The organism is Streptomyces sp. NH27, from assembly GCF_056859195.1.
Genome location: NZ_JACEGK010000086.1, coordinates 1 through 18,617, shown reverse-complemented (window position 1 = coordinate 18,617; position 18,617 = coordinate 1). Strand labels below are relative to the sequence as shown.

Genomic DNA, 18,617 nt, shown 5'->3' with positions numbered 1-18,617 from the left:
ACTGGCACCAGGGCCCCGAAGGAAACTGCAACACCATCTGTCGGCCCTAGTACTGCGCCGACCTACTGTGTCCGCACCGCCGCGGGGGGGGAGGCGGCGTGTGCGGGGATCGCGGTTGCTTGACCGGAGACCACCTCACTATCGATGTCCTGCGGTACCCGGGCTCAAGACTCCGCCCGGGCGATCCTGATGGCGCGTCGGCTCCTCCGTTCTTTCCCTCTGGATGAATTACCTACCAATCGGGCACTGCACACTGCGGGTACTTCCGGTGATGCGAACTGCTCGTGGCCTTGAGTAAGCGCCACTCTTCGGCAGCCAGCCCCGTCGCCTGTCTTGCGTCTGCTCTGGCTTAGAACCCCACTGCCGAACTTCCCGGTACGCGCGCCCGCAGCCGACGCCTTTACCGAGGTGCTGCTCACTTGACTTCACTGCTGGGTACTGCGAACTGCACTCACTGAACTGCGACTGCGTTACTGCTCATGGCGGCCCCTGATCACTGCGGGCCACCCGGTCCGGTCGTCAGTTCCGTCGCCGTCAGGCAACCGCTCTGGCTTCGGAACTCCACCACCGCACCGTCCTGCGTCCTGCACTTGCGGGTACTGCTGCCCGGCAGTTCGTCTCTGCCGGGCCTTGCTGATCTCGGCTACAAGAGAAAGCATAACCACACCACCGCCCAATGTCTACTCCGGCCGTCACAGATTTTCGCGTGCCCGGTGGCGAGGTAATCGGGCCTCCCTGCCGGGTTAGGAGGCGCAGGGTGGGGCACACGGGTCGGGTAGGCAGGATCGGGCGTTGACAAGCAAGACCAGGGGTGACCTGATGGACACGATGCGCGTCGACGCCGCGACCAGCCCCCCGGCGACCGCCGTCGCCCACGCGCGCGAGACCACCCGGGCCGTCCTCGAAGCCCTCCGCCAGCCCGCCGTCGACCCGGAAACGGCCGACACCATCGTCTTGGTCGTCTCCGAACTCGTCACCAACGCTCTACGCCACGGCGGCGGCACCTACACCCTCCGCCTGACCGCCGACCCCGACCTCATCGAGGTGGCCGTCGACGACCCCAGCCCGCAGGCGCCACGCCTGCGCACGCCCGACCTGAACGGCGCCACCGGAGGCTTCGGCTGGCCCATGGTCAACCGCCTCGCCCGCGTCACCGCCTTCACCAGCCATGCGGCCGGCGGCAAGACCGTCAGCGCACTTCTCACCCGGTAGCGCCAAGGCAGCGGCGCCGACTGCGCCCACCGGGAGCCGGGGCCCTGCCCCGATCACCCTCACCTGGCAGTCGGATCGCTTCTCGCAGACGGTCCCTTGCGCGAGCAAGATCAATCGCAGGTCGCCAGACCCCCGCCGAACCCGGATTCGTTATCAGAACCCGTTCTCACTCGAAAGCGGGACTGACTCCCTTGTGAGACTTGCATTGTGCGAAAATCCGGGTCCATGACGGGCCCTCAGCAGCCCTCCCCGCTCGACCCGTCGGACGCCGACGACGTCGAGCAGCACGCCTGTCCGAAGTGTGACGCACGGCCGGCTCGCCGTGCCGCTCGCGCGGCGGCGCGGTCGCCTCCGCTTACCACACCCGCCGCTTCACCATGGCGCCCCGACTGAAGAAGACGCTGCGGGTGCCCACCCCGGCCGTGGCGACCGGGCACCTCGCCGTCGGCGCCGATCGACCCGGACCTGCCGAGCGCGGACATCCGCATCGGATACGCCCGCTGCTCGACCCTCGGCCAGGAACTCGACTCCCGGCTCGACACGCTCAGCAAGCACGGCATCCCGAGAGGCAAGATCTTCAGCGAGAAGATCAGCACCCGGGTGCGAGTCCGCCCCCGGTTCGAGGAGGCGCTCCGCACGGCGCGGGAGGTCAAGGTGCACGCCCCGCACTGCCGGGTCATCTTCACCGTGTACGAGATGAAGCGACTCGGCCGCGACGCCGCCGAACTCACCGCGCTCGCCGGCCACCTCGCCGCCAACTGCCTGGTCCTGGAGATGCTCGCCGGGCCCCTTTCCGGCATCTACGACCCCACCGGTCCGGGCAAGCTGCTGTTCGCGTTCTTTGTGGCGATGGCGGAGACCGAGAGGGAGAACATCCGCGAGTCGACGCTGGAGGGGCTCGAAACCGCGGCCCGCAAAGGCAAGCACGGTGGCCGGCCCCCGGTCATCACCGACGACATGCTCCACACCGTGCTCCGCCGCCGCGCGAGCGGCGAGTCCGTCGAGCGGATCCAGCCCGGCCTGTTCATCCCCACCGGCAAGCGCAAGGGACAGAACCCCTCCGTCGCCAGCGTCTACTGGGCGCTCGCCGAGTACGCCAGGCGCGAGGTGTATCCCGAAGCCGTCGAACAGGCCCACGCCGACTTCGCCGCCCTCCAGGTCGGCGAAGTCCCTGGCCCCGCCTCGCCCTCCTGACCGAGCATCACTCTGATTACAGAGAGCTACCGTCGCTTCTCGGTAGCTTCGGGGGAACAGAGCTGTCTCGCTCATCCACACGGCGCAGCGTACGGCGGCTGAGCGCTCGGCCGACAGGGTAGATCGGTCCCGCTCGACGTCCGTTGCAGTGTTCTGCGTGCTAGGAGGATGCACGAAAGGCGACTGTGGAGATCCTACAAATTGCGACCTGCGCGAAGCCCATTCTCTAGGAGCAACGTCCCTCGTGACCGTGTGCGTTTGCGGCATTCGTCGCTGGTCGCAGAGTTGCCTGTGCGGAACGCGGTCGGCGGCGAATCAGGACCGCGGGGTGCCCTCGGCGAAGGGGGAGGCGGTCGTCGCTCGACGACTGGCCGCTTGACCTGCGGCGCTGGCCGTACCGAGTGTGCGCAGTGCTGGTTTGTAGGGTTCTCGCGCCGAAATGAGCAACGGTCAGAAGACCGTGTGCGTTGTGGCAGGCGCAAGAAAGGCTCTGACCGGCGTTTCCGCTGGTCAGAGCCTCAATCCGGTTGTGCCCCCGGCAGGATTCGAACCTGCGCACACGGCTCCGGAGGCTGGGTAGGCCGTTGCTCTCTGCGGGGCGCTGAGCTGGGCGGGAGCGGCTCCGGATGGAGGGACTGGACGTGATCATTACGTCCCTACGACGTGGGCGGCCCCTCCTATCGGCACTCGGCAAGCGTTGATGTCCTGCGCCATGGCACTAGCGACCGCTGGCCCCGCTGTCGCACTACTACAACTTTGCTAGCCGCTTCAGCAGAGTGCGATATTGATTAATGAATTCGTCTGGTTCGCGCGGATCGGTCCCATAGAAGTACGCAGAGTCGACGCCGTGCTCGTCGTTGAGATTAAGCTCCTTTCGTAGATGTTTCAGAAGGGTCCCGTCTACCTCGTGGCCGTCGCTGCGGTATCCAACGGTGGTACCGTATGTTTTAGATTTTTGAAGACCGAATCTCCCCTTCGTTGAAACTATACGTTGCACCTTTATCTTATTTCCAGGAAGTGGTGAGCTAACTTGGCAGTCGAAGCGCGAGAGAATGCGACGGAGTTCGCGCCATTTAAGTAGGCGGTCGCCATGCTGTATTTGTCGGCTATTTTTTAGAAGCCATCTGGCAATCTCTTGAACTTCTCGATCGGACGACGAACCCCATTCCGTTGGTATAAGACGATGCTGGGCGATCTTGAGGACCAGCTTGAATAGTTCACTCTCTGTGCATGTGAGAAGCACATTGTTTCTATCTAGTAGCGCAAGAGTTGAGACGAGAGCTGTACGCTTATTTCCATTGTAAAATGGGTGGTTGTGGATAATGGAATGCAGTAGAGCCGAGCTTGCGAGCTCAACGGTGGGGTATTTTCTTTCGTTTCCGAGTGCCGTGCTCGGGCGAAAAGCGGCGGATTCCAGGAGGTTATCGTCGCGTACTCCAGGAGGATCAATCGGGTCCTTCGAATCCTGAAAATCTTCTGTGAGGGCGTTGTGGATGTTGCGAATGTCCGTAGCAGAGAGCAGTTCAGTATCGCGTGTACGGCCTATGGCCAACCAATTGAACTTCGGCTCCTCTTGTCGCCTGTCTGATCTATGGTCGGGCGGTGTGTTGATCGGAGGGAGGGCGCCTGATCTCCTTAGTTTTTTAAGTGCGCCCTTGGGTAGCGTGCGGGCGTCGCGGGCGACTGGAATTCCGTATTTGTGCAGACGTTCGCGAGTCTCCGGTAGGGTAATCCGCCAGGCGTCAGCCCAGTAGGTCAAGAGTTGCATCTTCTTCGCAGGCGAAGCGCCGAGGGTTGAGTAGATGCCAGTTATATGGCGTGCGGGTATTGTATCGTCGATATCAACTAAGGCTTCATAACCTGCGTCCCAAAGAGTTACAAGAGCTAGGTCGTAATCGAGGCCAGCTTCATCGGCGACTTCTCTGATAGTTTTGGGCTTTGGCAATTTAGACTCCCAGGCTCCGCGAATAGAACGCTTCAAAGGTAATAGCACGACTTTGGCTTGATCGGAAGTGTGTAGGGAAGACTTTGGTGTGTCACTTCTATCAGAGCGGTATGCCTGCAACACATGGGCATCACGGATTCCCAGCCGTCCCTTCAGTGAGATCGAGTGGAACCGATTCTGGCGACTAATTGGTATGAATTTGCCACGGCGGACAGACGCTCCTACTCAGAAGGAAAATGATCAAGTCTCACCAAGCGGATCAGGGCGCGTTGCTCGGGCACGCACGGCGGTGAAAGAAGCAGTATGAGCACGGAGAGCGCTGGGTGCGTGGCAGCGGCGGTTCCGAGCTGTCCGCAGCGAACGGCGTGTGGACCACTCCGTGCTCGCCGTAGGGTCGGGGCATGGCGAGCGGTGGTCAAGGGGCGGACATGGCGGGTGGCGGCGACGCGGGTGAGGGGTTCACCGAGGAGGTTGCCGCGGAGGTGCTGCGCCAGGCGTGTGGCGAGGCGGGGCTCGACGCGGCTGGGGCGAAGTTGGTGCGGCTGGGGTCCAACGCCGTGTTCGCGCTGGCCGGCTGCCCGGTGATCGTGCGGATTGCCGCTGACCCGGATGCGCTGCCGGAGATGGAGCGGGCCGTGGGGGTGGCGCGGTGGCTGGCCGAGGAGGAGGTCCCCGCGAACCGCTTGCTCCCGGGGGTCGCCCGGCAACCCCTCGTCGTGGGCGGCCGGGTGGCGACGTTCTGGGAGAGTGTTCAGGACGAGGAGGAGTACGCGACGCTGCCGGAGTTGGCGGATCTGCTGAAGCGGTTGCACTGGTTGGAGGAGCCGGAGTCGCTGGGCTTGCCGTACTTCGATCCGGTGGCGAAGGTACAGGCGTCGGTGCGGCAACTCGGTGCGGGCGTCGACCCGGAGGACACCGCTTTTCTGGCCGACCGCACCGCCCAACTGGCGCAGGCGTACGCCCGGCTCGACTTCGTACTCCCCTTCGGCCTGATCCACGGCGACGCGAACATCGGCAACGTCCTGCGGGACCGCGCCGGCCACGCCGTGTTGATCGACCTCGACGGCTTCGCGCTGGCCCCGCGCGAGTGGGACCTGATCCAGACCGCGCTGTTCTACGACCGGTTCGGATGGCACACCCACGCCGAGTATGAGTCGTTCGTCCACCACTACGGCTTCGACATCATGAACTGGCCCGGCTACCAAGTGCTCGCGAACCTCCGCGAGTTGATGATGACGCTGTGGCTGGGCGGCAAGGCGGCGGCAGAGCCGAAGGCGTCCGAGGAGTTCGCTCGCCGCGTCGAAACCATCCGTACAAACGGCGACCGACGCCTTTGGCGACCGTTCTGACTACGCGTTCCTACGCGTCATGCCCGGGACCGGCGGCCACCCGCCAGATCCGGTGCTCCGCGGCCTGTGCAGCCAGGTCCCGTACGGCGGCGGAACCAGCGTGCGGGGCCAGGGCCGCGCGGAACTCGCTCAGATAGCTGACGCACCTGGCCGAGCGAAGCTGCTCCCCGAGATCGAGAGCGTCCAGGGCCACCCGGCACGCCTCCTCCAGGTCGCCGGCCCGCAGGTGGGCGTCGGCGAGCACCATGGTCGCGAAGAAGTCCGAACGCACGTGGGTACCGCTCATCGCGTTGCCCGCATGCTCGACGGCTTGTCGCGCGCGGTTCACGTCGCGGAAGCAGTGCGCGGCCTCGGCGGCGAGTTCGGCCTCGTCGAAGTAGGTGATCCACTCGGGCTCGTCGCCCTCATGCCGTCGCTCCAGGTGCCGTGCCGACTCGGCGAGTGCCTGCTCGCACGCCTTGCGGTCACCGGTACGGGCCAGCGCTCGCGCCTCCATCGCGTGGAACTGCGCCATGAGCGTCGGCGTCGCCACTCCGGAGATCCCCATTCGTGCCGCGCGGGCGAGGGTGGCCGCCTGCGTGAACTGCCCGAGGAAAGTGGCCTGGTGGCTCATCGCGGACAGCACGCTACCGGCGAGACGCCGCTCGCCGCTGTCCTGGGCGAAGCGGAGCGCTTGGAGGAAGTACCGCTGTGCCAGGCCGTGGTGGCACGCGTCGTAGGACATCCACCCGGCGAGCAGGGTGAGTTCGGCGACGGTCGAGAACAGGGCACGACCGGTGGCGTCGTTATAGTGACCGCGCAGGAGCGGTGCCACATCGCGGCTGAGGTACTGGATCACCGCGTGCCGCGCGTGTTCGCCGCCGAACTGGTCGTCCAGCCGGGCGAACGCGTCACCCGTCGACTTGATCACCGCGACGTCCGTGAGCCCGATGCGGGGTGCGCTCGACGCCTGGCCGGCGGACAGGGGCGCGGGCTCGGGCGCGACCAGCCATCGTAAGGAGGCTTCGCTCCACGCCGGTTCGGACGGAGGCGAGTCGAGCAAGGGCTCGTACCCGTGGAGATCGGCTCGCCACAGGTGGCTGACAGCGTTGATCGCGGCGTCGGGCGAGGGCGGATAACGCACGTCGAGCAGCGCGGCATCCTGGCTGCCCTGCTGTGGCAATCCCATTTCCTCCACGCCGAGTTCGAGAGCTGCGGCAAGTAGCGCGCCGTAGAAGCCCTCGGGCACGCTGTGCCCGTTCTCCCAGCTCGCGATCCGTCGCTTCACACTCGCGTCGGAAGGGAGCGCTTGGCCGCCGGCCGTCGCGTGGCGGCGTAGCTCGCCTACCAACCGTGCCTGGCTCCAACCGCGCTGCGTGCGGGCGGCCTTGACTCGCATGCCGATCTCAGCGGGTGCGCCTTCCACCGCGCCGCCTCCCCACACCACCTGAACACGTAGTCGAATCACCACCGTACGTGTCCGCGTGATGCGTGTGGCCCTCAACGCCTCAAAAATCGCGGTCCTGTGGGTGACGGGGGATGACGCGGAACCCCTTCGCGCGTCATCCCCTGTCACCGGCCGTCATCTGCCCCGTGCACCCCTCCTGCGCCGACGCTGGTTGCACGGCGGGCGAGTTGTCCCGCCGGCCACTGGAAGGGAGGCACGCCATGCACCGGGTGAATCGGGCGGGGCTGCGCTGGCTCGTGGCTGCCGCGCAGGACCGTGACGACTGCCGCGACATGTGGCGCGACAACCCGCGCACGCCGTACCCCCTGCCGACCGGAACGCACTTCGACGTGCTGGTTGTCGGGGAGGAACTCGGGTTGGAGACGTTCGACCAACTCCGGCGCCGGGCGCTGCCCGGCGGGCCCGTTCTCGCCGATTGGGCGGCGCGACAGGTCGGATTCATGCTGCGGCCGGGCTCTCGTGATCTGTTCGCTCGCGTGCTCGCCGAGCAGACCTCGATCCCTCCTGACTACCGCCACCTCGGAGCCGGCTGCGTCGTCGTGGTCCCGGGCCCGTTCACCCTCATTGGCGACCGCTACGAGTGGCTGTCCGCTCCGGCGGACGAGTTCGGTCCCAGCGCGGAACGCACGCGGGCCGTCGCCGTGATGCTCGCCGCTTCTGCCGATCTCATCGCGCGTGCCGCGCATTTCGGGGAGGTGCGCCTTGATGACGCCGGATGACGGGTGCGGGCCGAGCGAGTGGTCATCGGTGGACACCGCCGAGTGGTACGCAGCCCGCGACGCCACTACCGCGCTCCGCGACGTGCTCACCGCGGCCGGACTGCACCGCGAGTTCCCGTACCTGCGGGCCGACATGAACGCCTTCGGCCTCGGCTACGTCGAGCTCGGCCGTATCGCCCCGCATACCGCCGAACGCGTCGCGGAACTGCTTCGTCTCGGGCTGGCAGCCACCATACGTCAGGAAGGGGAGCCGACGACATGACCGACCCGGCTGGCGTATGCGCCCGATCCGCCGAAACCCTCGCGCCGGGCATCCCGTGCGTACGCGGCTGGTCCGACGCCCGCCGCTCCGCGGAAGCCCTTGCCCGTCAACTGGCCTGCGCCGACCTCGCGCCCGACGTGCCCGGTCTCAAAGCCGACGTCAACGTCATCGGACAGGGCGTCGTCCGCGTCGGATCTGTACGCCCCGACGTGTGCCGGGAGTTGGCGCGCCTCGTCGCCGCCGGCCTGGCGGCCGAGATGACCCGGCAACACAACCGCGGGACGAACCGCGGTCCTCACCCGGTCCCGTTCTCCCCGGCCAGCCGAACTCACTGACCACGACCGGCCGTTGACCTACAACCCCGAGGGACTTGCCACCTCATGCCCCACACCTCACCACCGGTACGCAGGGAACGCTCGCGCTCGGCCGCCGATCCGCCGAGCCAGCTCACCGTGCCCTACATCGCCTCCTGGACAGCCGAACGCGGGCCCGCCGCCCGTATCGTCGCCCGTGCGCTTGGACGTGGCATCGCCTACGCCGACGAGACACCGCACGACCGTGATCGGCACGGAGTCCTGTGGCAACGGAGCATTCTGCGTCCCGGGCACGGCCGCCCGTCGTTCGGTGCGGTCCACGCTGCCCGACAGCGTCGCACCATGCGCAGGCTTCTGTGCCAGGTCTGCGCCGGCCCCGCCGACCGCAACGTCGACGGCGTGCTGTGGCTCCTCGGCGACGACCGCGACGACTGGCCGGGCTGGCCCGAGGAGATGGGCTCTACCCACCCGCCGGTGTGTCTGCCGTGCGCCGCGCTGTCAGTGCGCATGTGCCCGTACCTGCGGCGCGGCGGTCACGTCGCGGTCCGCGTCAAGGCTCCTCGACCCGGCGGCGTGCTTGGCGCCCTCTACGAAGCGGGATCTGCCGGACCGCTGCCAGTGCGGCAGGTGTTGTTGCCCTGGGGCGACGTACTGATGCCGTGGGTGCTGGCGTCGCAGATGGCGATGGAACTGCGCGGTTGCACGTTCGTCGACCTGGAAGCGGAGCTTGCGGCGGCCGGGGTCGAGAGGTCGGCTGTGAGCCCTGGCTGACCCTCACCGAACGTGTTCGCCGCCCCGGGGCGGGACCGGCGCCCCAGCGCCGCAGCCCGGCCCGGGGGCGGCGAGACCAGCGAACGCACGTGCCCCACCGCACCACTCGCCATCCCAGACCAACCGACACCTCATACCCTCCGGGAACCCCGCATGCCCACAGAACAGCATCACCTCGCCCCCTGGAGCGACGGCCATGTCCAGCAAGCCCGCGACAGCTTCGGCGCATTCGTCACCACTTGCGCCCCTCTTGATGTCGGCGCGAGGGACGTCTACCTCGAACCGCTCCTCGCGGCGTGGCTCGGCGACGACTCCGGCATCGACCTCACGGCCGGTCTCTACGACCACTTCCTCCAGGTCGTCTTGGCCGTCACCGACGCCGTCCTCGCCGGCTCCCTGACCCTCGACTACCGGGGTCCGGACGCCCCGGCCCACCCTCGACGTCTCGCCGGCCTCCAGGACCCCCGCGCGGCCACGAGCGTCCTGAACCGCATCGGCCACGACCGCTTCGTCCAAGAGGTCTTGGAAGACCGCCGCGTCGAAGACGTGCGCGTCGTCTTCAGCGCGCTGCAACTCCGCAAGTAGGGGTAACCGGCAGAGGTGTGGCCCCGACCGAGACCAGCGGTCGGGGCCACACCCCGTGCATCCCTACGCCTCGGCCTCCATGGCTTTTCGTTACCTTCTGATCCGTAGCTCTAGCCGGAACGGTCAACAGCGGTCATACACGTTGTTGCATGGCTTCCGAGAGCCAGCATCAGGCGGTCGTGGTCGCTGTGGTTGCGGTACTCCACTGCTGTATCGCCTAGGGGTGGCGGGCAACTGGGCCGATCCCCGACTTACGAGGGCGCTCCTCGATCACCTCGCCTCAGCGTTGGCACGGTCTTATGGAATCGATCAAGGGGATCGATCACGTGTCCGCGTCTACGACGAATGGTGCGGCTGCGCGTCTCGCGCACCTCATCCTCATCTTCGTGCTCACCGGGGTTGAGGTCAGCGCTCTCCAGGTACCACCCCATCCTCTCGTACTGATCTTCAAGCATCTGCGCGCGTTCCGGTGTCGGCCACTTCCCAAATCGCTTCTGGACTGCCGTTCTACCAACGCCGAACGCGGTCGCGATGCGACCCCAGGAGTAACGCTGTGTACGCGCTTCAGCTACTACATCCGCCGTCACGCGCTTAGCTGCCTCTTCGATCAAGGCCGTGGCACGAAGTGTCGTCATGCTCTGCACCGAGCCTCGAAGGTAGAAGATCGCGAAGCGGACCGCAGCGTCGGCGAGGTCTTCGTCGTTCATGACCTCCCACGGCTCCAGCGGGAAGGCGGGATCGTCGTACGACACCCACGGCCATGGTCGATCAGGGTCGAAGGTGTACTTAGGCGCCTTATTGATCAATGAATTTTCCCCAGCTCATGGGCTCGTCCGTCCACCTTGCGTGGACGGTATACACCGCAGAAAACGCTTACTGGTCATAGGTGTGCGTCAGTATTAGTTCCGACGGCGGAGCTGGCCACAAAAGTGACGGCTCCCTGCGCCAACAGGAAGCCGTCAGTGGTGAAAGAGCTCAGACCTAGGAGGTCCTATGCCCGTTCTCAGCATACGGCGGTGGTGCGCCAGGATGCTCGATCGTTTCCATCGCTTCGGTCGCTTCACTCAGCGCAACGTCCGGCATCTGTCTCTTGCAGTAGTCGCATCGGCGGTGTTCGTTTCCGTGCTCTTCTGGCCTGTGCTGGGCACACCCGCGGCGCTTGCTCTGACCGTGGTGGCCTTTCGTCGGCAGGTGTAGCTGACAGTCACCTCAACCCACTAGCTCTTCTCCCATCCCGTCTGCCGTCGGCCCGCACTCCTGTGGAGCGGGCGTGGTTCAGGGCGTCAAGGTGGAGCGCGCCACTGTACGAACGACCTTGACGCCCTGGGCCGCGACTGCTCGGCTTGCCCGGGTCGATAGCAGGTGGGATGGGAGATCCCGCGCCCCTCCCACGACGAACCCGCGGTCGCCAACGGGTGGGGCCATCCCGGAGCCGGAGCGCCCCCGCCGGAGGCATCGTCTTGACCCTCGCTTTGGGCTGTCAGGTTCTCCACTCATGCCGCCGGCCAACCCATCGCGGGCGCGCGCGGCGACGGCAGCGCCAGCGGGGCGGAGACAGGAGCGGGCGCGGCCGGGAGCCTTGAAGACGTAGAGAAAGTTTGGACCGTGGGCCGCGGTCAGAGGGGGTAGGACAGCTCCAGGTCGTCGCCGGGGAGTTGGAACTCCTCCAAGGCGAGGGGCTTGTCGTGCTCGTTCGCTGTGACGCGGAGGATGGTCAGGATGGGGACGCCTTCGGGGAGGCGGAGAGTGGCGGCCTGGTCGGGGAGGGGCATGCGGGGGCGTAGGTACTCCGTGAAGTGGAGTTCGTGGCCCAAGTCGGCCAGGGCAGAGTAGAGCTCCGGGGCCGGCGGGGGAGCTTCTTCCTCGTACTTGGTGCCGATCAGGATGGAGAACGGCACGTAGGTGCGGTGGAGCTGGCGGAAGGTCGGGCCCGCGGTCTGCAACACGTCGTAGGTGTAGAGCGGTTCGCCCGGCGGGACGCGAAGGAGATCGGCCAGGGCGAGCGGGGCGTCTGTGCGAGTGGCGATGGCCTCTTCGGCTTCTGTCCACTGGATCTCGTCCGCCTCGGCGTAACCGCCGCTCCTCTTACGCCGGACGCCTCGGGGACGGGTCATGCTCGGGCGGCTGTGGGGGGAGCGGGCGAAGGTTCCTCGGCCCATGATGACCTCGACCAGGCCCGATGCGCGGAGCTCCGTGAGCCCCTGACGGACCGTCGGGCGCGTGACGCCGAACTGCTTCGCTAGGGCTTCCTCGGAGGGGAGCGGCTGGCCGGCCGGGTACGTGCCGTCCAGGATGCCGCGTCGCAGGTAGTCGGCGATCTGCCGGTACTTGGGCTGCGTGTTCTCCGCTGGCATCGGGCCTCCGGTGGCCTCGTGGGCTCCTGCTCGTCCAAGCAGATAGGCAGCCTGCCCATCTGCTTGGACAGCCTCTCGCATCGTCAATCACTTGACAACCCGTACTACGGGTCGCACTCTGGACTCTCACCCGTACTACGGGTTGTCAATCAGGGCGAGGAGTCCTCTCCTGCCCATGACCTCAGGGGAGTTCAGAACCGTGGCAACACTTCCGATCGACACCGCCAAGTTCACGGCGATCATCTGCGCGGTGCCCCCGGCTCCGCGTGTCGCCAACCGGGAGACCGGACAGCTTCGCGTGGACCGGGACACCGGGCGCACCGTCTTCCAGGTCGGGCTGTGCCTGATGTCCGGGGGAGGGGCCGACGTGGTGAACGTCAGCGTGGTCGGCGAGCCGTCCGGCGTGCAGCTCGGGATGCCCGTGCAGGTGCGGGACCTCGTGGCCACCCCGTGGGAGAACGAGGGGCGGCACGGCATCGCCTTCCGCGCTTCCGAGATCCGACCGCTCGCCGCCACGGCTACCAGCGGGAAGGGGGCCGCACAGTGACTCTCTTAGCTGCTGCCTCTGCTGGCACGGCGTCGTCCTCGAAGACTCCCGGCCTGCTGTTCGTCCTGTTCCTCGCCCTTGTCGCTGGCGCCGTGGTGGCCGCCCCGATCCTGCGGCGTCGCTACCCCACCGCCTGGTGGCTGGCAGTCGGCTTCCCCCTCACCTGCGTGCGGGTGACCCGAACGTGGCGGCCGCTCATGGCCGGCTGCGGTCTGGCGGTGAGCCGTAAGGCCGCGTTGACCGTCGTGTCCGGGCTCGTCGGGAACGGGGCACCCCCGCCGCAACCCCGAGTACCGCGCCGGGGACCGATTCGACCGACACGTGGCGGCTTCCGGCTCGTCGTACGCCTCCTGCCCGGCCAAGTGCCGGCGGATTTCGTCAAGGCCGCACCTGCGATGGCAGAGGCGTGGCAGGTGCACGGAGTGCGGGTCACGTCGTGGCGCCCCGGTTACGTACGGCTTGCCGCCTCGGTAGCCGATCCGCTCACCATGCCGCGGGTCCTGGCCCAGCGGGACAGCGGGCGACTGCTCAGCGTCGCTGTCGGCGTCCTGGAGAGTGGGGTCGCGTGGGTGGTCGACCTGCGCCAGATACCGCACTGGCTGATCGTCGGTGCCACCCGTTCCGGCAAGTCCACCCTGATCAATGCTCTTGTGGCGGGACTCGCTCGGCAACTGGTCGCCCTCGTGGGGATCGACTGCAAGGGCGGCATGGAACTGTCCCTCTACGAGTCGAGGTTGTCCGCGCTGGCTACCAACCGCGCACAGGCCGTACGACTCCTGGCGGCGCTGGTGGACCTCACGCTCGACCGTATGGAGCTGTGCCGTTCCGCTCGCGTGAGGAATGTGTGGGGCCTGCCGACCGGCGAACAGCCGGTGCCCGTGGTCGTGATCGTCGACGAGTTGGCGGAGCTGTTCCTCGTCGCCAACCGCAGCGAGAAGGACGAGGCGCACGCGGCCGGTACGGCGCTCATCCGCCTGGCTCAACTCGGTGCGGCCCTCGGGGTGTTCCTCGTGGTCGCGGGCCAGCGTGTCGGCTCCGACCTCGGGCCGGGAGTCACCGCGCTCCGTGCCCAGCTCGGTGGCCGGGTCTGCCATCGGGTCGCCGACCCCGGCACGGCAGAGATGGCCCTCGGGGACCTCAACCCGGACGCCCTCAAGGCGGCACAGGCGATCCGTCCCGATCAGGCCGGCACTGCCGTCCTCGCATCCGGCGACGGTTGGGAGCGGGCTCGCTCGCTCCTGGTGTCTGAGACGGACGCCGAAACGACCGCGGCCGCCCACGCCCACCTCACGCCGCAACTGCCCGAACTACGCGCCGCGGTGAACGGTCCCGACAGTGCCAAGCCCGGACCGACCGCCGTCGCGGTGATCGAACGCCTCGACCTCGACACCGAGAAGTGACCGGGGACCCGCCGTGATCGTGACCGCCTCGGCCGTCGTCCTGCTCGGCCTCCTGATCTGGTTCCTCGTCCGCATCCGATACCTGCGGCTGCCCGACGTCCTGCTCAGCGGAACGTTCGGCTTCCTGCTCGCCGCGACCGGCGCCGCACCGCTCGTGCAGTCCGTACTCACCGGCGTGAGCACATTCCTCGGCCAACTGCACTTCTGATCAACCATCCCCGCACGTCGAAGGGGACAGCCATGCCCAGATCCACCCGTGCGCTCTCAGGCGCAAAGGACTCCCGGCGGGGCGCGAAGTCGCCAAACCCGACCCCGCCAGGAACCCACTCCCACCGCCACATGAGCAGTGAAAGGAGCACTCACACTGTGTCCACCGCCAATCGCCCGCGCAAATCGCGCCCGCCTGACTGCGAGTTGCGAGATCCGGACCGCCCGACGTGCGACGGCCGCGAACAGGTCGTCCTCATCGGCCTGGACGGCTTCGAACGTCGGCTCTGCCCCGCGCACGCCGCCGCGCTGTGGCTCACCGATCCGACCCTGAGGTTCAGCGCCAAGTCCCGCACGGAGGCCATAGCGGCCGTGATGTGGCAGGCGTTCGGGGGTGGTCGCCGATGAACGCCACCCCCGCGAGCGTGGCAGCCCTCCTCACCCGGGCCGCCGCCCCGGACTTCGACGCCTGGCGCCGCAACGTCCTGCGTCTCGACGGGTGCACCAACCCGATTCACCTGGTCGGGTCCGCGGTTCTCGTCGACTCCGCGACCGGCGAGGTGCTGAGGTCGTACGACTCCGGCACTTACGGCGGCCGGCTACTGGTCGCGTGCGGTAACAGGCGGGCGAGCGTCTGCCCGACCTGCGCGCGTATCTACCGGGCCGACACGTACCACCTGATCCGGACCGGGCTCGTCGGCGGCAAGTCGGCTCCCGTTTCGATCGGCGGGCACCCGCGGGTGTTCGCAACGCTGACCGCTCCCGGGTTCGGGGCCGTCCACACGCGGCGAGAGCGGGAGGGTCGGGTACGGGTCTGCCGACCGCGTCGGTCGGGGGAGCGCTGCCCGCACGGGACGGCGGTCGGCTGCCCGGTACGGCACACGGCCGATGATCCGCGGCTCGGGGAGGCGCTGTGCCCGCGCTGCTACGACTACGCCGGCGCCGTGCTCTGGCAGGCGTTCGCCGGTCGGCTCTGGCATCGCTTCGTCCTGGAGTTGCGTCGAGAGATCGCTCGACGGGTCGGCGTCGACCGTGCGCGGTTGGCGGAGTCGGTCCGGCTGTCGTACGCGAAGGTCGCGGAGTACCAGCGGCGTGGCCTCGTCCACTTCCACGCTGTGATCCGACTCGACGGCCCGGACGGTTCCGAGTCGGCTCCGCCCGGTTGGGCGACCACCGAACTCCTCGCCGACGCCGTGTCGGCTGCGGTCGGTCGGGTTCGGCTGGTTGCTCCCGGTGCACCGGTCGTCGGGCGGCGGACCCTGCGGTTCGGGGCTCAGGTCGACGTGCGACCGATCGCGGAGTTCGGCGCCGGGCAGCTCACTTCGGCCGCTGTGGCGGGCTACATCGCCAAGTACGCGACCAAAGGTGCGGAGGCTGCCGGCGCGGTCGACGGACGTATCCGCAATGCCCGGGAGTTGGTTCTCCTGCCGGTACGGCGACACGTCCTCCGAGCTGTGGCTACGTGCTGGTGGCTCGGCGGCCTGCCCGACTTCGAACCGCTCGGCCTGCGCCGCTGGGCCCACATGCTCGGGTACGGCGGCCACTTCTCCACCAAGTCCCGCCGCTACTCGACCACCCTCACGGCGCTGCGGGCTGCCCGCGCCGACCATCGGGCGGAGGAACAGCGCGTCGGGCTCGGCCTCGGGGATCGCTCTACCGCCACGGTCGGGAACTGGCGCTACGCCGGCCGCGGCTACTCGCCGGAGGCGGCTCTCCTCGCCGCCTCTGTACGGGCAGGAGGTGGCCGGGATGGTGGCGCGTGAGCGGAGAGCCGACCTGCTGACCGTCCGGGAGGTGCTGGACGAGTTGGGCGGCGTCTCCCGGCGAACGTTCTACCGCTGGCGGGAGTTGGGCCTCGCTCCGAGCTGCATCCGACTGCCGAACGGAGAGCTGCGGGTCCGGCGGACGGTGCTGAACGCGTGGCTGGAGGACCGGGCGGAGGGAGCCGCGTGAAGTCGTACAAGGTCTCCGTCTGGAAGATCAGCGAGAACAAGACCACGAAGCGGCTGACCTACATCGTGCGCTGGGTGGTGGGCGGCCAGACGTTCAGCGAGTCACACAAGACGAAGGCGCTCGCGGACCGCTTCCGGTCGAAGCTGCTGCGGGCGGTGGAGAAGGGCGAGCCGTTCGACACAGTCTCTGGACTGCCGGATTCGCTGCGAGGTGGCAAGGCTGCGCTGTCGTTCCTCGATCTGGTCTTGCGCTACCTGGACCACCGTTGGGCGGACGCGTCGGCCAAGCACCGGGACAGCATGACCGACGCCCTGGCCGTGGTTGTGCCCGTCCCGGTCAAGGCGACGCGTGGCCGCCCGTCGCCTGAGGTGCTGCGTCGAGCGCTGCGCTCGTACGTGCTGCCTCCGCCGCGGCGCAAGCGGGAGCGGCCGACGGAGATCGTGGCGGCCGTCGCCTGGATCGAAAAGGCGTCGTTACCGGTGGCCGAACTGGGAGAGCTGTCGCGGGTGCACGAATTGATCGATGCGCTCGGGCGGAAGCTGGACGGTCAGCCGGCGGCTACGCAGACGTACCGTCGTCGCCGGGCGGTCGTCTTCAACGCGCTGGAGTACGCGGTCGAATTGGAGGTGCTGCCGTCCAACCCCCTCACCCGGGTTCGTCGTAAGCGCGGGAAGCGAGCGGTCCAGGAGGTGGACCGTCGGGTCGTGGTCAACCCGCGCCAGGCCCGCGAACTCCTCACCGCCGTGACTTACGTGGGTCGCTACGACCGGGCCAGCGGGCGTCGGCTCCGGGCGTTCTTCGGCTGCCTGTACTACGCGGCCATGCGCCCGGGGGAGGCGCTGGGACTCCGCCGCTCGGACTGCACTCTTCCGCGAACGGGTTGGGGCCGCATCGAGTTGACGGAGACCCGGCCCACGGCGGGTAAGGCGTGGACGGATTCGGGCGAGGCACACGACCGCCGCGGCCTGAAACAGCGGGAGAAGGGGGAGGCGCGCGTCGTCCCGATTCCGCCTCCGCTGGTGGTCCTGCTCCGGGACCACGTGGAGGAGTTCGGTACGGCGGATGACGGTCGGCTCTTCCAGAGCGAGTACGGCAACGTGGTGGCGGCGTCCTCGTACTCCCGAGCCTGGAAGCAGGCCCGGGAGCTGGCTTTCACCCCGAGCCAGGCAGCATCGGTCATGGCGGCTCGCCCGTACGACCTCCGTCACGCGGGCGTCTCCCAGTGGCTCAACTCGGGAGTGCCAGCGCCAGAGGTCGCAGCGCGGGCTGGCCACTCGGTGGACGTGCTCCTCAGGATCTACGCCAAGTGCATTGACGGCCAGGAGGCCGAGATGAACGACCGGATCATGCAGGGGCTAGGGGAGGCGGACGGCCTGGCCCACTGATACGACGAGTTGACCAACGAACGAGAGCCCTGGACCGCCTTTGGTCCGGGGCTCCGGTCTTTCCTCGTGTGGGCCGACGATCACGTCTGGAGGCCGCCTGGTTAGGCTCCGGCCATGGCGAACGATCTCGGCTTCACCTGCTCGTGTTGTGGGGAGTTCCACACGGAGCTTCCGATGAACTACTCGACCGTGGCTCCTGATGTGTGGCATCAGAGTTTCGCGGACGATCCGGACAGCATGCTCTCCTCCGAGCAGTGCGTCATCAAGGGCCAGCACTTCTTCATCAAGGGCTTGGTCGAGATACCGGTCCTCGGTGGGGACAAGTCCTTCTCTTGGGGCGTCTGGGTTTCTCTGAGTCGAGACAACTACGCCCGTGCGGTGGAAAGGTGGAACACGCCCGGCCGCGAAGCAGAGAAGCCGTACTTCGGCTGGCTGACTACTGAGCTGAGCCTGTACTCGCCCAGCACCCTCGATCTGAAGACGAACGCCCACACTCGTCCTGTCGGTCAGCGTCCCTTCATCGAGCTGGAGCCGACGGACCACCCCTTGGCAGTCGAACAGCGCACCGGTGTCACCATGGACCGCGTGCGGGAGATCGCGGAGATCGCTCTCCACCCGGGCGTCCGCCACTGATTCATCGCCTCGTGGGCGACGTGGTTTCCGGCGCCACGTGCGGGCGTCGGAGACCCGTGAAACGCTCTCCAACCCGTTACGAAGTACCCGAAGATCAACACGCTATTACAACGTGATCACCGTCAGACGGTTGCCCCCAGCCGCATCCACCCGCACACGTACAAAGACCCCGCACCCAGCAACGAGGCTGGTGGCGGGGTCTTTCGGCACTTCCTGCGAAGTGCCCCCGGCAGGATTCGAACCTGCGCACACGGCTCCGGAGGCCGTTGCTCTATCCCCTGAGCTACGGGGGCGACGGGAAGAACATTAGCAGGTTGGGGAGGGTGGACGTGTACGGGGT

The 18,617-nt window shown here is 67.5% G+C and carries 21 protein-coding genes and 2 tRNA genes; 17 read left to right on the top strand and 6 right to left on the bottom strand.

Annotation, left to right across the window (positions count from 1 at the left end; all coding sequences use genetic code 11):
• The first annotated feature begins 819 nt into the window (after window positions 1–819).
• Both AC13HU_RS10155 and AC13HU_RS10150 read left to right on the top strand, forming a co-directional pair.
• Window positions 820–1,212 carry an ATP-binding protein gene (locus AC13HU_RS10155; protein WP_483041455.1) on the top strand — a complete coding sequence of 131 codons (393 nt, stop codon included), beginning with the start codon at window positions 820–822 and terminating at the stop codon, window positions 1,210–1,212.
• 453 nt (window positions 1,213–1,665) lie between these two features.
• Complete coding sequence (locus AC13HU_RS10150; protein ID WP_483041454.1) at window positions 1,666–2,406, top strand: recombinase family protein; 741 nt, start codon at window positions 1,666–1,668, stop codon at window positions 2,404–2,406.
• Between the two features lie 530 nt (window positions 2,407–2,936).
• On the opposite strand, the gene AC13HU_RS10145 is transcribed toward AC13HU_RS10150, so the two are convergent.
• Window positions 2,937–3,018, bottom strand: a tRNA-OTHER gene (locus tag AC13HU_RS10145).
• Window positions 3,019–3,154: 136 nt separating this feature from the next.
• The gene (locus AC13HU_RS10140; protein WP_483041452.1) at window positions 3,155–4,399 is read right to left on the bottom strand and encodes a type II toxin-antitoxin system death-on-curing family toxin; all 1,245 of its coding nucleotides are present in this window, start codon (window positions 4,397–4,399) and stop codon (window positions 3,155–3,157) included.
• A 353-nt stretch (window positions 4,400–4,752) separates the two neighbouring features.
• Here AC13HU_RS10140 and AC13HU_RS10135 point away from each other — a divergent pair, with 353 nt between their 5' ends.
• Window positions 4,753–5,700, top strand: coding sequence for a phosphotransferase family protein (locus tag AC13HU_RS10135; RefSeq protein WP_483041451.1), 948 nt, complete (start codon window positions 4,753–4,755; stop codon window positions 5,698–5,700).
• 10 nt (window positions 5,701–5,710) lie between these two features.
• Here AC13HU_RS10135 and AC13HU_RS10130 read toward each other — a convergent pair whose 3' ends face one another.
• Window positions 5,711–7,078 (bottom strand): NsdA family TPR-like regulatory protein, encoded by a 1,368-nt coding sequence (locus AC13HU_RS10130; protein WP_483041453.1) that lies wholly within the window; start codon window positions 7,076–7,078, stop codon window positions 5,711–5,713.
• 269 nt (window positions 7,079–7,347) lie between these two features.
• Between AC13HU_RS10130 and AC13HU_RS10125 the strand changes: the two genes are divergently transcribed.
• The 5 genes from AC13HU_RS10125 (at window position 7,348) to AC13HU_RS10105 (ending at window position 9,798) form a co-directional block, all read left to right on the top strand.
• The gene (locus tag AC13HU_RS10125) at window positions 7,348–7,866 is read left to right on the top strand and encodes a bifunctional DNA primase/polymerase (protein WP_483041450.1); all 519 of its coding nucleotides are present in this window, start codon (window positions 7,348–7,350) and stop codon (window positions 7,864–7,866) included.
• Window positions 7,853–8,128, top strand: a complete 276-nt coding sequence (locus tag AC13HU_RS10120; protein ID WP_483041449.1) for a hypothetical protein — start codon at window positions 7,853–7,855, stop codon at window positions 8,126–8,128. The genes AC13HU_RS10125 and AC13HU_RS10120 overlap by 14 nt, the downstream gene beginning before the upstream one ends.
• Window positions 8,125–8,463 (top strand): hypothetical protein, encoded by a 339-nt coding sequence (locus AC13HU_RS10115; protein WP_483041448.1) that lies wholly within the window; start codon window positions 8,125–8,127, stop codon window positions 8,461–8,463. The genes AC13HU_RS10120 and AC13HU_RS10115 overlap by 4 nt, the downstream gene beginning before the upstream one ends.
• Before the next feature lie 117 nt (window positions 8,464–8,580).
• Entirely contained in the window at window positions 8,581–9,213 is a 633-nt protein-coding gene (locus AC13HU_RS10110; RefSeq protein WP_483041447.1) for a hypothetical protein, read from the top strand.
• 153 nt (window positions 9,214–9,366) lie between these two features.
• Window positions 9,367–9,798 (top strand): hypothetical protein, encoded by a 432-nt coding sequence (locus AC13HU_RS10105; protein ID WP_483041446.1) that lies wholly within the window; start codon window positions 9,367–9,369, stop codon window positions 9,796–9,798.
• Between the two features lie 251 nt (window positions 9,799–10,049).
• Here the strand turns inward: AC13HU_RS10105 and AC13HU_RS10100 are convergent, their stop codons facing one another.
• Entirely contained in the window at window positions 10,050–10,550 is a 501-nt protein-coding gene (locus AC13HU_RS10100) for a hypothetical protein (protein WP_483041445.1), read from the bottom strand.
• Window positions 10,551–10,827: 277 nt separating this feature from the next.
• On the opposite strand from AC13HU_RS10100, the gene AC13HU_RS10095 reads away from it, so the two are divergent.
• Window positions 10,828–10,995 (top strand): hypothetical protein, encoded by a 168-nt coding sequence (locus tag AC13HU_RS10095; RefSeq protein WP_483041444.1) that lies wholly within the window; start codon window positions 10,828–10,830, stop codon window positions 10,993–10,995.
• A 419-nt stretch (window positions 10,996–11,414) separates the two neighbouring features.
• Here AC13HU_RS10095 and AC13HU_RS10090 read toward each other — a convergent pair whose 3' ends face one another.
• Complete coding sequence (locus AC13HU_RS10090) at window positions 11,415–12,152, bottom strand: GntR family transcriptional regulator (protein WP_483041443.1); 738 nt, start codon at window positions 12,150–12,152, stop codon at window positions 11,415–11,417.
• Between the two features lie 199 nt (window positions 12,153–12,351).
• Here AC13HU_RS10090 and AC13HU_RS10085 point away from each other — a divergent pair, with 199 nt between their 5' ends.
• The 8 genes from AC13HU_RS10085 (at window position 12,352) to AC13HU_RS10050 (ending at window position 18,277) form a co-directional block, all read left to right on the top strand.
• On the top strand, window positions 12,352–12,699 hold the full coding sequence (locus tag AC13HU_RS10085; RefSeq protein WP_328469577.1) for an SCO3933 family regulatory protein: 348 nt from the start codon (window positions 12,352–12,354) through the stop codon (window positions 12,697–12,699).
• Complete coding sequence (locus AC13HU_RS10080) at window positions 12,696–14,099, top strand: FtsK/SpoIIIE domain-containing protein (RefSeq protein WP_483041442.1); 1,404 nt, start codon at window positions 12,696–12,698, stop codon at window positions 14,097–14,099. Before AC13HU_RS10085 ends, AC13HU_RS10080 begins: the two co-directional genes overlap by 4 nt.
• Before the next feature lie 13 nt (window positions 14,100–14,112).
• Window positions 14,113–14,307: a hypothetical protein gene (locus AC13HU_RS10075; RefSeq protein WP_328469579.1), complete on the top strand. Its 195-nt coding sequence runs from the start codon at window positions 14,113–14,115 to the stop codon at window positions 14,305–14,307.
• A 158-nt stretch (window positions 14,308–14,465) separates the two neighbouring features.
• A complete protein-coding gene (locus AC13HU_RS10070; protein WP_328469582.1) occupies window positions 14,466–14,714 on the top strand; it encodes a hypothetical protein in 249 nt (82 codons plus the stop codon).
• Window positions 14,711–16,069, top strand: coding sequence for a replication initiator (locus tag AC13HU_RS10065; RefSeq protein ID WP_483041441.1), 1,359 nt, complete (start codon window positions 14,711–14,713; stop codon window positions 16,067–16,069). Before AC13HU_RS10070 ends, AC13HU_RS10065 begins: the two co-directional genes overlap by 4 nt.
• A complete protein-coding gene (locus AC13HU_RS10060; protein ID WP_328469586.1) occupies window positions 16,056–16,259 on the top strand; it encodes a helix-turn-helix transcriptional regulator in 204 nt (67 codons plus the stop codon). The genes AC13HU_RS10065 and AC13HU_RS10060 overlap by 14 nt, the downstream gene beginning before the upstream one ends.
• The gene (locus AC13HU_RS10055; protein WP_328469588.1) at window positions 16,256–17,644 is read left to right on the top strand and encodes a tyrosine-type recombinase/integrase; all 1,389 of its coding nucleotides are present in this window, start codon (window positions 16,256–16,258) and stop codon (window positions 17,642–17,644) included. The genes AC13HU_RS10060 and AC13HU_RS10055 overlap by 4 nt, the downstream gene beginning before the upstream one ends.
• A gap of 174 nt (window positions 17,645–17,818) precedes the next feature.
• Window positions 17,819–18,277, top strand: coding sequence for a DUF2199 domain-containing protein (locus tag AC13HU_RS10050; RefSeq protein ID WP_328474516.1), 459 nt, complete (start codon window positions 17,819–17,821; stop codon window positions 18,275–18,277).
• Between the two features lie 221 nt (window positions 18,278–18,498).
• On the opposite strand, the gene AC13HU_RS10045 is transcribed toward AC13HU_RS10050, so the two are convergent.
• A tRNA-Arg gene (locus AC13HU_RS10045) sits at window positions 18,499–18,570 on the bottom strand.
• Window positions 18,571–18,617 lie beyond the last annotated feature (47 nt).

Bases quoted from the DNA above. Each gene is read 5' to 3' on its own strand.
- AC13HU_RS10090 (WP_483041443.1), bottom strand. From the start codon at position 12,152: ATGCCAGCGGAGAACACGCAGCCCAAGTACCGGCAGATCGCCGACTAC.
- AC13HU_RS10155 (WP_483041455.1), top strand. From the start codon at position 820: ATGGACACGATGCGCGTCGACGCCGCGACCAGCCCCCCGGCGACCGCC.
- AC13HU_RS10115 (WP_483041448.1), top strand. From the start codon at position 8,125: ATGACCGACCCGGCTGGCGTATGCGCCCGATCCGCCGAAACCCTCGCG.
- AC13HU_RS10050 (WP_328474516.1), top strand. From the start codon at position 17,819: ATGAACTACTCGACCGTGGCTCCTGATGTGTGGCATCAGAGTTTCGCG.
- AC13HU_RS10105 (WP_483041446.1), top strand. From the start codon at position 9,367: ATGCCCACAGAACAGCATCACCTCGCCCCCTGGAGCGACGGCCATGTC.
- AC13HU_RS10065 (WP_483041441.1), top strand. From the start codon at position 14,711: ATGAACGCCACCCCCGCGAGCGTGGCAGCCCTCCTCACCCGGGCCGCC.
- AC13HU_RS10060 (WP_328469586.1), top strand. From the start codon at position 16,056: ATGGTGGCGCGTGAGCGGAGAGCCGACCTGCTGACCGTCCGGGAGGTG.
- AC13HU_RS10135 (WP_483041451.1), top strand. From the start codon at position 4,753: ATGGCGAGCGGTGGTCAAGGGGCGGACATGGCGGGTGGCGGCGACGCG.
- AC13HU_RS10095 (WP_483041444.1), top strand. From the start codon at position 10,828: ATGCTCGATCGTTTCCATCGCTTCGGTCGCTTCACTCAGCGCAACGTC.
- AC13HU_RS10125 (WP_483041450.1), top strand. From the start codon at position 7,348: ATGCACCGGGTGAATCGGGCGGGGCTGCGCTGGCTCGTGGCTGCCGCG.
- AC13HU_RS10130 (WP_483041453.1), bottom strand. From the start codon at position 7,078: ATGCGAGTCAAGGCCGCCCGCACGCAGCGCGGTTGGAGCCAGGCACGG.
- AC13HU_RS10120 (WP_483041449.1), top strand. From the start codon at position 7,853: ATGACGCCGGATGACGGGTGCGGGCCGAGCGAGTGGTCATCGGTGGAC.